General features: G+C 60.2%; 17 protein-coding genes. 13 read left to right on the forward strand and 4 right to left on the reverse strand.

The window, feature by feature from the left end:
- Window positions 1-5: 5 nt before the first annotated feature.
- From YH3_RS16720 to lipA, 6 genes are all read left to right on the forward strand, one after another.
- The gene (locus tag YH3_RS16720; protein WP_007735419.1) at window positions 6-1,307 is read left to right on the forward strand and encodes a dihydrolipoamide acetyltransferase family protein; all 1,302 of its coding nucleotides are present in this window, start codon (window positions 6-8) and stop codon (window positions 1,305-1,307) included.
- Window positions 1,308-1,332: 25 nt separating this feature from the next.
- Window positions 1,333-2,430 carry an alcohol dehydrogenase catalytic domain-containing protein gene (locus YH3_RS16725; RefSeq protein ID WP_007735420.1) on the forward strand — a complete coding sequence of 366 codons (1,098 nt, stop codon included), beginning with the start codon at window positions 1,333-1,335 and terminating at the stop codon, window positions 2,428-2,430.
- A 26-nt stretch (window positions 2,431-2,456) separates the two neighbouring features.
- Window positions 2,457-3,494 carry a phosphotransferase family protein gene (locus tag YH3_RS16730; protein ID WP_007735421.1) on the forward strand — a complete coding sequence of 346 codons (1,038 nt, stop codon included), beginning with the start codon at window positions 2,457-2,459 and terminating at the stop codon, window positions 3,492-3,494.
- Window positions 3,495-3,566: 72 nt separating this feature from the next.
- Window positions 3,567-4,778 carry an acyl-CoA dehydrogenase family protein gene (locus YH3_RS16735; RefSeq protein ID WP_030538056.1) on the forward strand — a complete coding sequence of 404 codons (1,212 nt, stop codon included), beginning with the start codon at window positions 3,567-3,569 and terminating at the stop codon, window positions 4,776-4,778.
- Between the two features lie 54 nt (window positions 4,779-4,832).
- Window positions 4,833-5,873, forward strand: a complete 1,041-nt coding sequence (locus tag YH3_RS16740; protein ID WP_030538057.1) for a phosphotransferase family protein — start codon at window positions 4,833-4,835, stop codon at window positions 5,871-5,873.
- A 31-nt stretch (window positions 5,874-5,904) separates the two neighbouring features.
- Entirely contained in the window at window positions 5,905-6,933 is a 1,029-nt protein-coding gene (gene lipA, locus YH3_RS16745; RefSeq protein ID WP_064443745.1) for a lipoyl synthase, read from the forward strand.
- A gap of 36 nt (window positions 6,934-6,969) precedes the next feature.
- Here the strand turns inward: lipA and YH3_RS16750 are convergent, their stop codons facing one another.
- Window positions 6,970-7,491, reverse strand: a complete 522-nt coding sequence (locus YH3_RS16750) for a MarR family winged helix-turn-helix transcriptional regulator (protein WP_007731333.1) — start codon at window positions 7,489-7,491, stop codon at window positions 6,970-6,972.
- Between the two features lie 94 nt (window positions 7,492-7,585).
- Here YH3_RS16750 and YH3_RS16755 point away from each other — a divergent pair, with 94 nt between their 5' ends.
- Entirely contained in the window at window positions 7,586-8,554 is a 969-nt protein-coding gene (locus tag YH3_RS16755; RefSeq protein ID WP_007731334.1) for an NAD(P)/FAD-dependent oxidoreductase, read from the forward strand.
- Here YH3_RS16755 and YH3_RS16760 read toward each other — a convergent pair.
- Both YH3_RS16760 and YH3_RS16765 read right to left on the reverse strand, forming a co-directional pair.
- Window positions 8,512-9,432, reverse strand: coding sequence for a TIGR01777 family oxidoreductase (locus tag YH3_RS16760; RefSeq protein WP_007731335.1), 921 nt, complete (start codon window positions 9,430-9,432; stop codon window positions 8,512-8,514). The two genes, YH3_RS16755 and YH3_RS16760, sit on opposite strands and share 43 nt — an antisense overlap.
- A complete protein-coding gene (locus YH3_RS16765) occupies window positions 9,429-10,106 on the reverse strand; it encodes a TetR family transcriptional regulator (protein ID WP_007731336.1) in 678 nt (225 codons plus the stop codon). Before YH3_RS16765 ends, YH3_RS16760 begins: the two co-directional genes overlap by 4 nt.
- A gap of 145 nt (window positions 10,107-10,251) precedes the next feature.
- Between YH3_RS16765 and YH3_RS16770 the strand changes: the two genes are divergently transcribed.
- Both YH3_RS16770 and YH3_RS16775 read left to right on the forward strand, forming a co-directional pair.
- Window positions 10,252-10,656, forward strand: coding sequence for an EVE domain-containing protein (locus YH3_RS16770; protein ID WP_039973225.1), 405 nt, complete (start codon window positions 10,252-10,254; stop codon window positions 10,654-10,656).
- Window positions 10,657-10,668: 12 nt separating this feature from the next.
- Window positions 10,669-11,115 (forward strand): MarR family winged helix-turn-helix transcriptional regulator, encoded by a 447-nt coding sequence (locus YH3_RS16775; protein WP_003940281.1) that lies wholly within the window; start codon window positions 10,669-10,671, stop codon window positions 11,113-11,115.
- 6 nt (window positions 11,116-11,121) lie between these two features.
- On the opposite strand, the gene YH3_RS16780 is transcribed toward YH3_RS16775, so the two are convergent.
- Window positions 11,122-11,775 (reverse strand): TetR/AcrR family transcriptional regulator, encoded by a 654-nt coding sequence (locus YH3_RS16780; RefSeq protein WP_007731342.1) that lies wholly within the window; start codon window positions 11,773-11,775, stop codon window positions 11,122-11,124.
- A 96-nt stretch (window positions 11,776-11,871) separates the two neighbouring features.
- On the opposite strand from YH3_RS16780, the gene YH3_RS16785 reads away from it, so the two are divergent.
- The 4 genes from YH3_RS16785 to htpG all read left to right on the forward strand — a co-directional run bounded on the left by YH3_RS16785 (window position 11,872) and on the right by htpG (window position 16,742).
- Window positions 11,872-12,333, forward strand: coding sequence for a MaoC family dehydratase (locus YH3_RS16785; RefSeq protein ID WP_007731344.1), 462 nt, complete (start codon window positions 11,872-11,874; stop codon window positions 12,331-12,333).
- 28 nt (window positions 12,334-12,361) lie between these two features.
- Window positions 12,362-13,534 carry an acyl-CoA dehydrogenase family protein gene (locus YH3_RS16790; protein ID WP_007731346.1) on the forward strand — a complete coding sequence of 391 codons (1,173 nt, stop codon included), beginning with the start codon at window positions 12,362-12,364 and terminating at the stop codon, window positions 13,532-13,534.
- 9 nt (window positions 13,535-13,543) lie between these two features.
- Window positions 13,544-14,683, forward strand: coding sequence for an acyl-CoA dehydrogenase family protein (locus tag YH3_RS16795; protein ID WP_007731347.1), 1,140 nt, complete (start codon window positions 13,544-13,546; stop codon window positions 14,681-14,683).
- A gap of 130 nt (window positions 14,684-14,813) precedes the next feature.
- Entirely contained in the window at window positions 14,814-16,742 is a 1,929-nt protein-coding gene (gene htpG, locus YH3_RS16800; protein WP_003940518.1) for a molecular chaperone HtpG, read from the forward strand.
- Window positions 16,743-16,780 lie beyond the last annotated feature (38 nt).

Raw genomic sequence — 16,780 nt, forward strand, 5'->3', positions numbered from 1 at the left:
TCACCATGCTCACACTATTCGACGTCCACATGCCCCACATGGGGTCGGTGGAATTCGCGTTGCTCACCGAATGGCTGCTCAAGCCTGGGGACAGGGTCGCCGAGGGCGATCCGCTTTGTGAGGTGTCGACCGACAAGGTCGACACCGAAGTCGACTCGCCAACTTCGGGAATCCTCATCAGCTACGTTGCCGCAGTGGATCAGGAGGTTCCTGTCGGTGACGTCATTGCTCGATTTGCCTCACTCGACGCCGACCCGGTAGCCGTCGCGCAAGCCATTGCCGGTGAAGATGCAGTCGGTGAAGATGTCGCGCCGGCGGCGCCGACATCGGGTCCGTTCCCGATTTCGCCGGATCGGGCTCTCGAGAGCGCGGCCCCGACAGTCGCCGCCGAGGGTTCTCGCCCACCCAACGATTCACTGGTGTTGGCTGCGTCGTGGTTCTCTCCGGTCAATCGTCCGCCCGAAGGAAGTCGACGCCTCCGCCTCGATTCGGGCTCGACTGATATGTCGCTGGAGAGCAAGTGCGAATTCATGCCGGGAGCCAGGGATCGAGTACCGGAAGATGCTGACACCGTGGCGATTCCCGCCGGATACGAGGCGGTGACCTACACGGCTATCGAACACACTCGCCTGCGTAGGGCAATCGCCAAGAATCTGACAGAATCGTGGAATACGGCTCCTCAATTGACGGCGCAGGTTGATGTCGATTTCACTGCGGTCTCAGTAGCCCGAGCGAAGATCAACCGTGAGAGATCAGCTCGAGGTGAAGGGAAACTCAGTTTCCTTCCCTTTGTCGGTCACGCACTGTGCCGGGCGCTCGCAGACCACCCGGATGCCAATGCCACGTTCACGGACAAGCACCTCGTGCGATGGAACACTGTCAACCTGGGAATTGCCGTGGACACTCCGGACGGACTGATCGTCCCCGTCATACGTGATGCGCAGAATCTCGAACTGGAGGCACTGTCGGACGCAATAGTCGCGACCAGTAGTGCGATACTCTCGGGTTCCGCGCAGCCGGAGGATCTTTCGGGCGGAACAATTACGATCAGCAACTCGGGAAGTGTCGGCGGCGTGGTCTCGACTCCGATCCTGACTCGTCCGCAAGTTGCCTCGATCGGTCTCCCAGCCATCGTGCGTACCCCCGTCGCGCGAAAGAGCGTCGACGGTGAATCCGAGCTCCTCACCATCAGGCCCATTGCACGACTCGGATTGACCTTCGACCACAGGGCATTCGACGGCGCCGAAGCCTTGCGCACGCTGATGTCCGTACAGAAGTATCTCGAACAATGGCCGACAAAATCGTAGGCACTTCTCGACGTGAGGACATCAGATGAGGGCAGCAGTGCTTCGAGGTGGAGACGTCATACTTGCCGACATTCCGGAGCCGTCACCGGGACCGAATCAGCTTCTGGTGGAGCCGATAGCCACCGGGATCTGCGGCAGTGATCTTTCGGCCTGGCAGCACACCGATGATTTCCTGGCTGCGCATCGTGAGGCGGACGTGCCGGGAGCGCTGTTCGATCCGGCGCACGATGTTGTATTCGGACACGAGTTCACTGCAACGGTGACCGAGTTGGGAACCGGAGTGGTCGACTACGCAGTCGGTGACCGTCTGGTGGTTCTGCCGTGGGTCGTTGACGACGATGGATTGACTCATACAGTCGGATACTGCAATTCGAAGCCGGGAGGGCTGGCTGAAAGGGTTGTTATCCAGGCTGGAGGGCACCTGCACATCCCTCCGGACGTGGATCCGGTTACCGCTGCAGCGACCGAACCTCTCGCTACTGGTGTTAACGCCGTGCTGCGTTCACGAATCGTTGCCGGCGCCGCCGCAGTGGTGACCGGTTGCGGGCCTGTGGGACTCGGCGCAGTCATCGAATTGGCGCAACGTGGCGTTCACCCCATCGTCGTATCCGACCCTTCGGAACTTCGACGAACTGTGGCTTTGGCGTACGGGGCCGATGTGGCAGTCGATCCGAGGCACTCGGATCCACTGAGCACACTTGCAGGAATGATTCCGGCAGATACCGAAGTATTTGTCTTCGAAGCATCCGGAGCGCGGAATCTACTGGGTTCCTTGATGTCTGTCGTTCCACCGTTCACACGCATTGTGATTGTCGGATCGGCAATGGAGCACGAGTCGATTCGACCCGTAATCGGGATTCTCAAGAATGTGAGTTTGGAATTCGTGGGTGGTCCGGGGCGTGGAGAACATACGTACCAAGCGTTTTCCCGAACTTTCGAACATATCGTGGAGCGTCGTTTCGATCCGGGATTGATGGTCACGGGCTTTGCCGGGCTGGATGCGGTGAGTGAGGTGTTCTCTGCGCTGCGCCCGGCCGCGGGTGACGAGATAGAGCACGTGAAGGTTTTGGTTCGGCCCGACCTGCCCGCCGGTGCGGGTGTGGTGCGTTGTGGCGTCGAGTAAACGGACTATGGGATGAGGACGTTGTAATGAATGAGGTTGAATCAATAGCGGAGAGCGAGCAGTTCAACGCCGACTTGGTTCGGTCCAGGTTGGTCGAGATGGGCGAGTTGGGTACGGGCGAGGAACTGACTGTGCGACTATTGGCAGGCGGTCGATCCAACCTGACGTTCGAGTTGGCGAGTAAGTCGAGAAGATGGATTCTGCGTCGTCCGCCGATCGGTCACCGTCTGGAGACTGCTCACGACATGGGTCGGGAAGTGACCGTTCAGCGAGCCCTCGCGGAAAGTGCTGTCCCGGTTCCGCGGATCGTGTTCTCCGAGGAGTTCGACGCGACATCGGGTGGAAGTTTCTACGTCATGGACAAGATCGAAGGTCAGGTGTTGCGAACCGATGACGACTTCGCTTCCGTGGACGAGGGCAATCGCTCCGAGTTGGCGCATCGCTACGTCGATTGCCTGGCTGCACTGCACACGCAAGACTTTCGTAGCCTGGGTTTGTCTGGTTTCGGTAGGCCGGAGGGTTACCTCGAGCGCCAGGTACGGCGATGGAGCAAGCAGTTGGCGTCGTCGAAGTCCCGCGATCTTCCGATGTTGGAAAAACTGGGGGCGCGGGTCGCGTCGTCGATTCCGGGGCAGTCTGCAACCTCGATCGTTCACGGCGACTTTCGATTCGACAACATGATTGTTCGGTTAGGTGCCCCGTCGGACATTGTCGGAGTGCTGGATTGGGAGATGTCAACACTGGGTGATCCGTTGACAGACTTGGGTTTAGTCCATCTGTTCTGGTCGGGATGGGCGGGTATCGATAATCCGATTGCCGGGACGCCCTCTGCGCATGAGGGTTTCCCCTCGTTCGACGACCTTGTCGAAAGATATTCCCAAGGTACCGGGTTCGATACCGATGCGCTGCAGTGGTATTCGAGCTTCGCATTCTACAAGATGGCAGTGATTCTGGAAGGCATCCATCTTCGCTTCGTCAATGGGGAAACAGTCGGCGACGGTTTCGAGGACATCGGCTCGATGGTCGTTCCTTTGGCAGAGCGCGGGCTCTCGGCACTTGCGTAGCCGAAAATTGTTGTGAAACAGTAATTTCTGATCTCGGTCGTACTCGGCCCACGAAGGGTGAAGGTGTGTGACATGGACTTCGAGTTCGACGCGAAGACTATTGATTTGAAGGAACTCGCGTCGGCATTCATGGACGAGTTCGTTTTTCCTGCAGAGCATTTCTTCCACGACAACCCGGAAGCTGGGGATCGGCAGTGGGAGCGTCCGGCGGTGATGGCGGAGCTGAAGGAACACGCGAAGGCGCGGGGGTTGTGGAATTTGTTTCTTCCGCACGATCCGCGTGGTGCGGGACTGTCGAATCTGCAGTACGCACCGTTGGCCGAGGTAACGGGTTGGAGTCCTGAGGTTGCGCCGGAAGCGTTCAACTGCAACCCGCCCGATACCGGGAACATGGAGTTGCTGACGCTGTTCGGGACTGAGGCGCAGAAACATCGGTGGCTCGATCCGTTGTTGAACGGTGACATCAGGTCGGCGTATTGCATGACGGAGCCGGATGTGTCGTCGTCTGATCCCGCGAACTTGACCTGCTCAATCACTGATGAGGGTGATTGTTGGAGGATCAATGGACGTAAGTGGTGGTCGACCGGCGCGATGAGCAGCGATTGTGCGTTGTTGATCGTGATGGGGGTGTCAGATCCTGATGCGGATCCGCGGTCGCGCCACAGTTTGGTTCTGATTCCGCGTGAGACTCCCGGCGTGCGTATTGTCCGGGGGCTGAAGATGTTCGGCTTCACTCACGGTGCCCATGGCGGTCACGCGGAGGTGCATTTCGAGGACGTGCTTGTTCCCAAGGACCACATGCTCGGCGAGCGTGGTCGGGGGCAAGCGTTGGCGCAGGCCAGGCTTGGTCCGGGGCGCATTCATCACTGCATGCGCATGATCGGGATGGCAGAGCGTGCGATCGAGTTGATGTGCCGCCGGGCGAACGAGCGTGAGGCCTTTGGTAGGTCTTTGGCGGATCAGGGGATCATTCAGCATTGGATTGCGCAGTCCCGTGTGAAGATCGATCAGTTGCGGTTGTTCGTTCTGCGGACTGCGTGGTTGATCGACACAGTTGGGGCGCGTGAGGCGCGTACGGAAATTTCGGCTATCAAGGTGGCTGCCCCGGATGCTGTGGGTTGGGTGATCGACAAGGCAATTCAAGTGCACGGCGCCGGCGGAATGACGCAAGACTATCCGCTGGCGATGTTGTGGGCGCAGGCTCGGACCATGCGTTTCATCGACGGCGCTGACGAGGTTCATCGGATGGTCGTCGCGTCACGAGAATTGCGCCTTCATCGATAGCGGTCCGGGTTTCACGAATGACGAATCGATGCCGAATGGGGATAACTGGTGGGAATGCAACTCCCATTCGATATCGGTGAGATTCGACGGCGTCTGATCGACTGTGGCGAGTTGGATCGGTACTCGCGATTCAGTGCTAACAAGGTTTCCAGTTCGCCGCCGGGTCAGGCCTACTCCTTGACCAGCGGTGAAGGAGCATGGATCTTGCGCTGTTCGTCGAGCAGTGATGACAGTCTTGGAACACGAGGAATTCGAGCGGAGGCCACTGCGCTGCACATGCTCGAAAAGAGCAGCATTCCAGTACCTCTCCTTGTCTACCGGGACGAAGTCTCTGGATTGGTCGTCTCTCGACGGGTGCATGGATCATCTCTCCGGACCGACATTCAGTTAGCCGACGTCGAGATCGGCGCGAGAAGCCTGGTAGCGAACTCATTTGCCGACACGCTTGCCGGGATTCATTCGCTCGAAGTCGGCCTCAACGGTGTGAGTGCTCTCCCCGGGATGTGCGGGGAACTGCACAACTACTTGTCCGAGATTGGAATAAGGCTCGCTCGGCACGAATTGAGTGTGAGGCCTGCGTTGAACGCGCTCCTCGATTCCCTCGCGCGATCGGTGCCGGCGCCGCAGAAGCCCTGCTTGCTCCACGGCGAATATCGTCTGGATCGAACGATTTTCGACCTCGCCGACTCCCCACTATTGCGCGCAGTGACAGATTGGCGTCGAGTAGGTTTCGGTGACCCGCTGTTGGACGTTGGTATCGCTTACGTTTTCTGGGCAGGTTTGAGAGGAATTCGCAGCGTTGTATCGGGTTGCCCTTCAGTTCATTTCGGATACCCGGCATTCGAGCAGTTGTTGTCCCGGTATCGAAGGTCAGTTACCTTCGATGTCGATACACGCGTGTTGCCGTGGTTCTACTCGGTGGGGTTTCTCGAGGTTGCTGCACGTGTGCTCGAACTGTGCGATGAGAGACGCGAATGGCTCTCGAGCACAAATAGATTCGGCGATGTGTCGGCCTTGGTGACACCATTGATCACCCGCGCAGTTGCAGCCTTGGAAGGCAGTCACCTTGCCGCATCTTTTGTGCTCACGCGATGACAGAGACCCAACGAATGCTTGGAGGAAAGTCGTGACGCACGACAATCGAACCACCGGGGAGGGGCGCAAGCTGCTCCGTCTCGAGATCCGAAACGCGGAGACGCCCATCGAACGCAAACCCAACTGGATCAAGACCCGAGCAAAGATGGGCCCCGAGTACACGGAGCTCGAGGGCCTGGTCAAGCGTGAAGGTTTGCACACCGTCTGCGAGGAAGCGGGCTGCCCCAACATCTACGAGTGTTGGGAAGACCGCGAAGCCACGTTCCTGATCGGTGGTGAGCAGTGCACACGCCGCTGCGACTTCTGCCAGATCGACACCGGCAAGCCCGAAGCCCTCGACCGCGACGAGCCCCGTCGCGTCGCGGAAAGCGTTCAGGCCATGGGCCTTCGGTACTCCACGATCACCGGCGTCGCCCGCGACGACCTCCCCGACGGCGGCGCCTGGCTCTACGCCGAGACCGTCCGCAAGATCCACGAACTCAACCCGGGCACCGGCGTCGAGAACCTGGTTCCGGACTTCAACGGCAAGCCCGAACTGCTCGACGAGGTCTTCGCCTCACGCCCCGAGGTCCTCGCACACAACCTCGAGACCGTCCCCCGCATCTTCAAGCGGATCCGTCCGGCATTCCGGTACCAGCGCAGCCTCGACGTCATCACCGCAGCACGCGACTACGGACTGGTCACCAAGTCCAACCTGATCCTCGGCATGGGCGAAACCCCTGAAGAGGTCACCGAGGCGATGGCAGATCTCCACGCCGCCGGTTGCGACATCCTCACCATCACCCAGTACCTGCGACCCTCGCCCCGGCACCACCCCGTCGAGCGGTGGGTCAAGCCCGAGGAGTTCGTCGCACACTCGAAGGCTGCAGAAGAGATGGGCTTCGCCGGCGTCATGGCCGGTCCGTTGGTTCGCTCGTCGTACCGCGCCGGCCGCCTGTATGCGCAGGCCATGGCACATCATGGCCGCGAACTTCCCGAGGCGCAGCGTCATCTGACCGAGGGCGGCGACGCTTCCCAGGAAGCCAGCTCACTCATCGCACGCCTCGTCGTCGATATCTAGTGCGCCGACGTCAGTTCGATACAGGAATTGGGCGACTCAGGTACGCGAACGGGCATCGCTCATCCGATCGAGCCCACTTTCCATGGATACTGCCAGTCGCTCGAGTGCGGCAAGGACCTTCCCCCGGTCCCGGCCGAGTTGGGTGAACAATTCACCGTGAGCGGCGAGTTCGCGAGGAAAGACGTCGTCGACGACAGCGTTTCCCTGGACCGTCATCGTGATCAGTGCAGATCGCCTGTCTTCGGGATTGCTTGTGCGGGAGACGAGTCCTCGCTTCTCGAGTCGCGCGAGTGCCTTGCTGACCCCGGCCCGAGACATACCGAGGCGTTCGGCGAGACGAATCGCGGTGACCGGTTCCTCGGCGTATCGCAGTGGCACAAGCAGTTCCACTTCCGACACGGTGAGATCCGCGGTTTGGTATACCGGTTCGACTGCTAGTTCGAGAAGCGCCGTAATCCGTTTGAGTTGCGCGACTACTTCCATGGGCGAGGTGTCGAGGTCGGGATTGTTTTCGGCCCAGAGGTTGCAGGTACGGGAGCGGAGTGTTGGTTCGTTCACGATTCCTCAACTTTGTTAACCGGTAAACAAATTTGCTAGATTGCCAGAATAGCCCACCGTCTCGGGTGGGACGATCTGCGGACTGGGGGAGCACATGAGGTTCGACGTGGTGATTGTCGGTGGCGGTGCGGCGGGGTTGAGTGCCGCGCTTGTTCTGGCTCGGGCTCGGCGGCGAGTGATGATCGTCGATGCAGGTAACCCGCGCAATGGTGTCTCCGAGCACCTGCACGGGTACCTGACGCGGGATGGTGAGAGTCCTACGCAATTACTTGCGGCCGGCCGCAAGGAGGTTCTCGAGTACGGCAGCGAAATGACGACTGGCACCGCAATCCGAATCGAGCGCACGGATGACGGTGGATTTCTTGTGCAAACCGATGCGACCGCGCAGCTGGAGGCACGGACTGTTCTGGTGGCCACGGGGTTACGTGACGAGCTGCCGAACATCGCTGGGCTGCACGATCGGTGGGGAGTCGATGTTCTGCATTGCCCCTATTGTCACGGATACGAGGTTCGAGATTCCCCGATCGGTGTGCTCGGTGGTGACAACAGGCCGTTCACCATTCATCAGGCGTCGTTGGTGCGCCAATGGTCGGAGGATGTCGTCTTCTTTCCCAACCGTATCGAGCTGACCGGAGCCGAACGGGAGCGGCTGACTGCCAGAGGGATTCGCATTGTCGAAGGTGACGTGGCCGGGGTTTCGGTTGGCGATGGTCGATTGGACGGCGTCGAACTGGCCTCCGGTCAGGTGATTCCGCGAAGCGTAGTGTTTGTCGGCCCACAATTTGTTCCGCGAGGCGATCTGTTGACTGACCTGGGGTGTGAAGCCGACGAAAATGGTTGGGTGGTAACTGATCCTGCAGGCAGCACAAGTGTGCCTGGAGCCTGGGCCGCGGGGAATGTGTCGGATTCTCCGGCGCAGTTGATCACCGCCGCCGCTGCCGGATCAAAGGCTGCGATTGCACTGAATCACTATCTGCTCGAGCAGGATATTGTGCGAGCGGTTGCGATCGCAGCCGAACTTCAGCCAAGTGAAACCGGAAGCAACCCTCGCGGGGTCTCTTGAGCGATCTGGTTCAGCGCAGACTCCAACGTCGGAAATTGATACTGGAAGCCGCTGTCCGCGAGCACCCCTGGTGAAACCCAGCGACTCTTCGTTACCAGTTCAGCCTCGGTGCGGATGATTCGTGCGCCGAACTCGATCATCCAGCCCGGCGTCGGAAACCCATATTGTCGGCCAAGTTTCGCTCGTACCATCCGCATCATGTCGGTGTTGGTTACCGGATACGGGGATGCGATATTGACCGGGCCTGAGATCTCCGGATTCTCGTAGACGTGGATGATCGCGCGAATGACGTCGGCGATGTGAATCCAGCTGAACATCTGTCGGCCGTCGCCCATTCGTCCGCCGAAGCCCATTCGGGCGAGGTTGACGAACGGATTGATCGCCCCACCGCCGGCTCCGAGGACGATCGACATCCGAAGTGCCACTTTGCGAACAGGCGTTGGGGCTGAGAACAATTCGTGTTCCCACGCTCGCGCGACCGCTACGGAGAATCCCTTACCCAGCTCTCCGTTCTTCTCGTCCATCGGTCGATCTCGTGCGTCTCGGTAGATCGTGCCGGTACTGGCATTCGCCCAGAGTGAGGGTGGCTGCGGCGTGCGGGTCAGCGCACGACCCAACAGTGCAGTCGTTTCCACTCGGGAGGAGAAGATGTCGTCGGCATTGCGCTTGTTGTAGCGGCAGCTCACGGAGCGGCCGGCGAGGTTGACGAGCAGATCCGTGCCGCTGAGTACATCGGCGACGCCGTGCTCGTCGGACCACGTGGCATCGCTCGTTCCTCCCCGGCCGATCGTCCGAACGTCGACCCCGTTGGATTCGAGCGTTCGAAGGAGGTGTTGGCCTACGTAACCCGACGCACCACAGACAACAACGGTCTTCATGGTTTTGTGTTCCCCTCTGCAGAAACGACTTTTGTCATCAGGGCGGCGACATCGCCGACCAGACCTCGTGCCACTGGCAGCCGGGCGAGGGTGAGCGCTTTCGCGATGATCGGTACCAGGCCGTCGACGAGGGATCGGGTACGAGTTTGCCCCGGAGACGCGTCGGTGACCCAGTGCAGCGTCACGCCCAGATAGCTGAGCCACAAGAGCGTGGGGAGCTGGGTCTCCAATGACGCCGGCGTCTTCTGCTTCGACGCCGCCAGTGCTTCACGCATCAGATCGACGGCCATCGATCTCGCATCGGTCGACTCGGCCGAGAACGGGCTGGACTGTGATGTGGTGGGCAGGGCAACGTGCAGAAACGTGCTGCCGAAGCCGTGATAGGGCCCCATGACATCGAGTCCGGTGTGCAGAACAATCCTGAGATTTTCTGTCAGTGACCCACCTTCGCGAAGGAGTGGAAGCGCCCGCGCGCGGTGATCGCGTTGGATGACGAGATACAGCTCGTGAACCAGTTCGTCTTTACTGGCGAAGTAGTAGTAGGCGTTCCCGAGCGAGACCTCTGCCTCATTTGCGATCTTGCGCATGGTCGTCGCTGCGAAGCCCTCGTCGCGGAAGAGCCGCAATGCTGTTTCCACCAGCTTTTCCCTGGTCTCGATCCCGCGACTACTCATCGACACTCCTTCTTTGAACATGTTCAAGTGCAGCGTACGCCCTGGAGTTGAACACGTTCAAGAGTGGATCTGTTGCGTGAAAGATAATAAGCGCGCATACTAAATGCATGAATGAATGTGCTTTCGGTTCGCCAGGGGGCCGGCGATGAATGCCTGGTTAGGGGTTGTCTCTGCCGAACATGTGCGTCGCGCAGTGGATCTCGGTATCGCACAGATCGGGCACGGAAAGAGAGCTGGTTTGGTACGGATGAAAGCAGGTGACGTGCTTGTCCATTATTCGCCGGTCGAGTCCATGGGCGACCGAGATCCGTTGCGCGAGTTCACAGCTCTCGGTGTGATCGAAGAGGGTGAGATCTGGCAGGCGGACGAGGGGTGTTTCAAGCCGTTTCGGCGGCGAGTTCGGTACGAACAGTTCAACCCCGTTCCTCTCGACGCAGTCCGGAGTCGATTGGCGCTGACCTCGGCACCGAATTGGGGGTATCAACTCCGGCGTGGCTTGATTCCGTTGGATGACAACGACGTCGAGGTTCTGCGTTCGACGACGAGCTGACACACTGGCGCTGTGGCGAAGAAACTGGAAACCGACTTCGAGGACGCGGACGAGAGTCCCGGTCTGATGTTGTGGCGTGTCACCAATGCTTGGCAAGCCTCGATTCGCGCGGCGCTGCGACCTTTCGACCTGACCCACGTGCAGTTCGTTCTGCTCGCAGCACTGACCTGGCTGGATGCAGAGACGCCGATAACTCAACGCGGTCTTGCCGAGTACGCGCGCACCGACGCGATGATGACGTCACAGGTGATTCGGACCCTCGAATCCAAGGGGTTTGTCGAACGACGTCCACATCCGACCGATGCTCGTGCTCGCTCGCTTGCCGTCACGCCGGTGGGTGCGGCCTTGGCCGGCAGGGCGAACCGCGCGGTGGAATCTTCGGACCGGGAATTCTTCGCCGCTCTGGGGGATCGTCAGGCGGCCTTCGTCGCGATGCTCGGCGCGCTTGATCGACGGTAACAACCCTCAGTTTCGAGGAGGTTGCTCTGTAGTTCTCTGCAGCAGTGCGTATTTGGCTTCCAGTCCGTCCAGTAGGGATTCCAGCGCGAGTTCGAAACTGGCACCGTCGATTTCCGCAGCACGCTCACGCAACAGATGTGCTCGCGTGAGGTGCGGGTAACGCTCGGCGTAGATCGCAGGATCGTCCACGAATCCGCCGGAGAACGTCGCCGTCGCAGCACCCATGACCACGTACTTGACGGAAGCGCCGATCAGTGTTGCCGTGCGCTGTGGCCATCCGGCGCGCACCAGTCCGCCATGGATGGCGTTCGCGCGATCGAGGGCGATGGGCCTGACGCTCGGACCGTAGGCCAAGTAGGGAACGATATTGGGATGCTTGCCCAGGGCGGCGTGGTAGGACCGCGCCCACGTGCGTAGCGCGCCGCGCCAATCGTCGGAGTCGAAGCCGCTCACGTCGACGGACTCCATGATGACGTTCGCGACGTCGTCGAGTAACTCGTCCTTGTTGGCGTAATGGCTGTACAGCGACGGTGCCTGTACGCCGAGAACAGTGGCGAGTTTGCGCATCGAGAAGTCGGTCAAACCGTGCTCGTCCACCAGTTTCAGGGCGGTGTCCCTGATGATCGGCTTACTCAGTAGTGGAACCCGCGGTCGCGCCATCGCCCAGAACCCTTTCGTCTGAAAGTACTGGACAACCTTACACTGTGAGTTTATTATCCAATTAACCTAACAGTGTTCGGGAACGTGGAGGATCAGATGACACGGGTGTTCGAGAACAAGTCCGATCTCCTGGGGGCGGTCGGTGAAACGCTGGGCTCGAGCGAGTGGGTCGAGGTCACCCGCGAGATGGTCCATCAATTTGCCGACGCGACCGGTGACCATCAGTGGATTCACGTCGACGACGAAAGGGCAAAGCGTGAATCACCTTTCGGTGGTCCGATTGCCCACGGGTATCTGACTCTCTCGCTCCTGCCGCTTCTGTCGAAGTCCGTGTATCGCATCGACGGCGCGAAAATGGTCGTCAACTACGGGTCCGACAAGGTTCGATTCCCGAGTCCGGTGCCAGTCGGGGCCAAGGTTCGAAATACCGCAGTGCTCTCCGCGATCGAAGAGTTGCCGAACGGCTCGCTGCAGAGTCAGATCACCAACACCGTCGAGATCGAAGGCGTGGGCAAACCTGCCGTCGTTGCGCAGACCGTCGCGCGAATCTTGTTCTGAAATCCTGCAAGAAGAAAGCAGACTCCACATGAATCTCGAACTGACCACTGAGGAAGTTGCGTTCCGCGAGGAGATGCGAAAGTTCTTCACCACCGAATTCTCGCCCGAACTTCGAGCACGTGCAGCCGGATTCGGAAAGCTGACTCGTGAGGACATCGTTGCGGGTCAACAGATTCTGAACGCACACGGGTTGGCGGTTCCACACTGGCCGGTCGAATGGGGTGGCAAGGACTGGACTCCGGTTCAGCGCCACATCTATTCCGAGGAAATGCAGTTGGCGTCGGTACCCAACCCGTTGCCGTTCAACGTGAGCATGGTTGGGCCCGTTATCGCTGCCTTCGGTTCGCAGGAGCAGAAGGAGAAATTTCTCCCCGCTACGGCCAACGCCGATATCTGGTGGTGCCAGGGTTTTTCGGAACCAGAAGCCGGTTCGGATCTCGCTTCACTCAAGACGGCCGCTGTCCGTGACGGCGCGGATTACATCGTCAACGGTCAGAAGACGTGGACTACTCTCGCTCAGCACGCCGAGTGGATCTTCTGTCTGGTTCGCACAGATGCCAGTGCTCAGAAGCGGCAGGCCGGAATTTCGTTCTTGCTCATCGATCTGGCAACTCCCGGCATCACGGTTCGCCCCATCAAACTGATCGACGGCAGCGTCGAGGTCAACGAGGTGTTCTTCGACAACGTCCGCGTCCCTGCGGAGAATCTTGTCGGCGAAGAGAACAAAGGCTGGGACTACGCCAAGTTCCTGCTCGGCAACGAACGCACGGGCGTCACGCGGGTCGGGTTCTCCAAAACTCTTGTCGCCACGGCAAAAGAGAAGGCGCGGGAAGTTCGCGTTGGAACCGGCACACTCCTCGAGGATCCGTTGTTCGCGGCTCGGTTGGCTGAGTTGGAAAACGAACTGCTTGCACTGGATCTGACTCAACTGCGAGTTGTGGCGAGTTCGGCAGACGGAAAGCCGAATCCGGCATCGTCGCTGCTCAAGCTCCGTGGCTCCGAATTGCAGCAGGCGGCAACGGAATTGCTGATGGATGTTGCGGGTCCGGACTCGTTGCCGGTGAACACGGCCGAGAGCGACTCGCCGGAGTGGGCGCAGCAGGCGGCGCCGCGCTACCTGAACTACCGGAAGGTTTCCATCTACAGCGGATCAAGTGAGGTGCAGCGCTCCATCATTGCCTCCTCGATCCTCGGATTGTGAGCATCTGACATGAATTTCGAACTCGACGACGAGCAGACGATGCTTCGCGACACGACGCGTGAATTGCTCAACCGCAGCTACGACGCGGAGAAGCGCAACGCCACCTCGGCTACTGACGAGGGATGGAATGCCGCGGTGTGGAAGCAGTTCGCGGAGCTCGGGCTGCTCGGCCTGCCGTTCGCGGAGGCTGACGGCGGAATGGGCGCTGGACCGGTCGAGACCATGGTCGTGATGACCGAACTGGGCCGTGCGCTTGCACCCGAGCCGTACTTGGGTGGTGTTCTGATCCCCGGCGGTTTGATCGCGGCTGTTGGTTCGGCAGATCAGCGGGCGCGGCTCCTGCCGGCGCTCAGCGACGGGACCACTCTGTCGGCCTTCGCGCATACGGAACCCGGCACGCGCTGGCCGGTCGCCACCGTCACGACCACGGCGTCGCAGTCGGGATCGGGATCGGGGTGGACTATCACCGGCGTCAAGAACCCGGTCCTGCAGGGCGACAGCGCGCACGTCGTGATCGTCAGCGCCGCACTTCCAGACGGGGGCACCGGGCTCTTTCTGGTAGATGCGGAAAGCGCGGGTGTCTCATGGAGCAAATACGCAACTCACGACGGCCGTCGCGGTGCGCAGTTCACGTTCACCGATGCCGCGGCCGAACAGCTTGGTGAGGGCGGCGATGTCACGGAGGCGATCGTCGAAGCAGAGGTTCGGGCGCAGGCAGCTCTGTGCGCCGAGGCGATCGGGATCATGACCGAAGCTCTGCGACTGACGACGGAATACCTGAAGCAGCGCAAGCAGTTCGGTGTTCCGCTCGCGAAGTTCCAGACGCTGACTCATCGTGCGGCCGACATGTACGTGGCGCTCGAACTGGCGAGCAGCATGAGTCTGTACGCCACCATGGCCATCGCCGACGGAGTGATCGATCCGACCATCGCGTCGCGAGCGAAGCTGTCTGTCGGTCGCGCCGCGCATCAGATCGGTCAGGAAGCAATTCAGATGCACGGTGGTATCGGAATGACAGCCGAGTATCCGGTCGGGCACTACGTCTCGCGGCTGGTGGCCATCGAACACACTTTGGGCGCATCTGACGATCACCTCAGGGTGCTGGCCGCCGGCGTCTCGAACTATTCGATGGTGAACGTCACCGAGTAGATCGGTGGTGAAGATAACGGGAGGTCACGCGCAGGTCGCGTGGCCTCCCTTGTCTGTGCGGGGGGCGACCCGCGGTATTCGAGGTCAAGTAAAATTCCTGTGATCAGTCCGAGAAGAGAAAGGGATCGAAGTGACCGCGCATACCGAGCAGCTCGAGTTCCAAGCAGAAACACGTCAGCTGCTGGATCTGATGGTTCATTCAATCTATACGAACAAGGACAGCTTCCTTCGTGAGTTGATCTCCAACGCTTCGGACGCGCTGGACAAGCTCCGCCTCGAGTCTTACCAGGACAAAGACCTCAACGTCGACGTCTCCGATCTGCATATCGAGATCGACATCGACAAGGCAGCACGCACCCTGACCATCCGCGACAACGGCATCGGCATGTCGCGTGACGAGGTCGTCGACCTGATCGGCACGCTCGCCAAGTCCGGCACCGCCGAGGTACGTCGTAAGCTCAAGGAAGCCAAGGATGCAGCGGCATCCGAAGAACTGATCGGTCAGTTCGGCATCGGCTTCTACTCCACGTTCATGGTCGCGGACAAGGTCACGCTGCTGACCCGCCGCGCCGGTGAAGATCACGCGACGCGCTGGGAATCGACCGGCGAAGGCACGTACACGCTCGAGCATGTGAACGAGGCACCGCAGGGTAGCTCCGTGACCCTGCACCTGATGCCCGAGGATTCCGAGAACGGCCTGCACGACTACACGTCGGAATGGAAGATCAAGGAACTGGTCAAGAAGTACTCCGACTTCATCGCGTGGCCGATCCGCATGGATGTCGCTCGTACGTCGACGCCGGCCGAGGGCGAGGAGCCCGAGGTCACCATCGAGACCGAGACGATCAACTCGATGAAGGCGCTGTGGACTCGCGCCAAGGACGAGGTGTCCGAGGACGAGTACAAGGAGTTCTACAAGCACGTCAGCCACGCCTGGGACGAGCCTCTCGAGGTCATCCCGATGAAGGCCGAAGGTACTTTCGAATACCAAGCGCTGCTGTTCATTCCGTCGACGGCGCCGTTCGATCTGTTCATGCGTGAGCGCAAGGCCGGGATCCACCTCTATGTCAAGCGCGTCTTCATCATGGACGACTGCGAAGAGTTGGTGCCCGATTACCTGCGCTTCGTCAAGGGTGTCGTCGACGCACAAGACCTCTCGCTCAATGTCTCTCGTGAAATTCTGCAGCAGGACCGGCAGATCGCTGCCATCCGTCGTCGTCTGACCAAGAAGGTCCTCTCGACCATCAAGGACATGAAGGCGAACGAGCCCGAGAAGTACTCGACCTTCTGGACCGAGTTCGGACGCGCGCTCAAGGAAGGCCTGATGGCCGATGCCGACAACCGCAAGACGCTGCTCGACATCTCGTCCTTCGCCTCGACCAACAGCGAAGAGGGCGTGACCACTCTCGCCGAGTACGTGGAGCGCATGAAGGACGGTCAGGAACAGATCTACTTCATGACCGGCGAATCTCGTCACCTCATCGAAAGCTCGCCGCACATGGAGGCTTTCAAGGCCAAGGGCCTCGAGGTTCTGGTACTTACCGATCCCGTGGACGAGATGTGGGTCGACGCAGTCTCGGACTTCGACGGCAAGACCTTCCAGTCGATCGCCAAGGGCGAGGTCGACCTCGACACCGAGGACGAGAAGAAGGCGGCCGAAGCCGAGCGCGAAGAGAAGGAAAAGGAATTCGGCGCGCTGCTGACGTGGCTGACCGAAACCCTGTCCGACGACATCAAGGAAACGCGTCTCTCGACGCGCCTGACCACGTCGGCTGCCTGCATCGTCGGCGACGCGTTCAGCATGTCTCCGACGCTCGAGAAGATGTACAAGGCTTCGGGTCAGCCTGTTCCACACAGCAAGCGCATTCTCGAGCTCAACCCGGAGCATCCGCTTGTCTCGGGTCTGCGGGAGGCGCAGGCCGCCAATGACAATGCAGAGAACCTGACGGAGACGGCTCAGTTGCTCTACGGCATGGCGTTGCTTGCCGAGGGCGGCGAGCTGAGCGATCCGGCGCACTTCACGCGCCTGCTGGCCGATCGTTTGGCCCGCACAGTCTGATCTCGTCTAGCTCGCTCGAACTCCCGGCACTCACCTTC

It is taken from the genome of Rhodococcus sp. YH3-3 (genome assembly GCF_001653035.1).
GTDB lineage: Bacteria > Actinomycetota > Actinomycetes > Mycobacteriales > Mycobacteriaceae > Rhodococcus_F > Rhodococcus_F qingshengii.

What these genes read in the sequence shown, in the direction of transcription:
- YH3_RS16790 (WP_007731346.1), top strand. Translation starts at nt 12,362, where the DNA reads ATGAATCTCGAACTGACCACTGAGGAAGTTGCGTTCCGCGAGGAGATG.
- YH3_RS16725 (WP_007735420.1), top strand. Translation starts at nt 1,333, where the DNA reads ATGAGGGCAGCAGTGCTTCGAGGTGGAGACGTCATACTTGCCGACATT.
- YH3_RS16735 (WP_030538056.1), top strand. Translation starts at nt 3,567, where the DNA reads ATGGACTTCGAGTTCGACGCGAAGACTATTGATTTGAAGGAACTCGCG.
- YH3_RS16770 (WP_039973225.1), top strand. Translation starts at nt 10,252, where the DNA reads ATGAATGCCTGGTTAGGGGTTGTCTCTGCCGAACATGTGCGTCGCGCA.
- YH3_RS16720 (WP_007735419.1), top strand. Translation starts at nt 6, where the DNA reads ATGCTCACACTATTCGACGTCCACATGCCCCACATGGGGTCGGTGGAA.
- YH3_RS16780 (WP_007731342.1), bottom strand. Translation starts at nt 11,775, where the DNA reads ATGGCGCGACCGCGGGTTCCACTACTGAGTAAGCCGATCATCAGGGAC.
- YH3_RS16765 (WP_007731336.1), bottom strand. Translation starts at nt 10,106, where the DNA reads ATGAGTAGTCGCGGGATCGAGACCAGGGAAAAGCTGGTGGAAACAGCA.
- YH3_RS16785 (WP_007731344.1), top strand. Translation starts at nt 11,872, where the DNA reads ATGACACGGGTGTTCGAGAACAAGTCCGATCTCCTGGGGGCGGTCGGT.
- YH3_RS16730 (WP_007735421.1), top strand. Translation starts at nt 2,457, where the DNA reads ATGAATGAGGTTGAATCAATAGCGGAGAGCGAGCAGTTCAACGCCGAC.
- YH3_RS16795 (WP_007731347.1), top strand. Translation starts at nt 13,544, where the DNA reads ATGAATTTCGAACTCGACGACGAGCAGACGATGCTTCGCGACACGACG.
- YH3_RS16760 (WP_007731335.1), bottom strand. Translation starts at nt 9,432, where the DNA reads ATGAAGACCGTTGTTGTCTGTGGTGCGTCGGGTTACGTAGGCCAACAC.
- YH3_RS16740 (WP_030538057.1), top strand. Translation starts at nt 4,833, where the DNA reads ATGCAACTCCCATTCGATATCGGTGAGATTCGACGGCGTCTGATCGAC.
- YH3_RS16755 (WP_007731334.1), top strand. Translation starts at nt 7,586, where the DNA reads ATGAGGTTCGACGTGGTGATTGTCGGTGGCGGTGCGGCGGGGTTGAGT.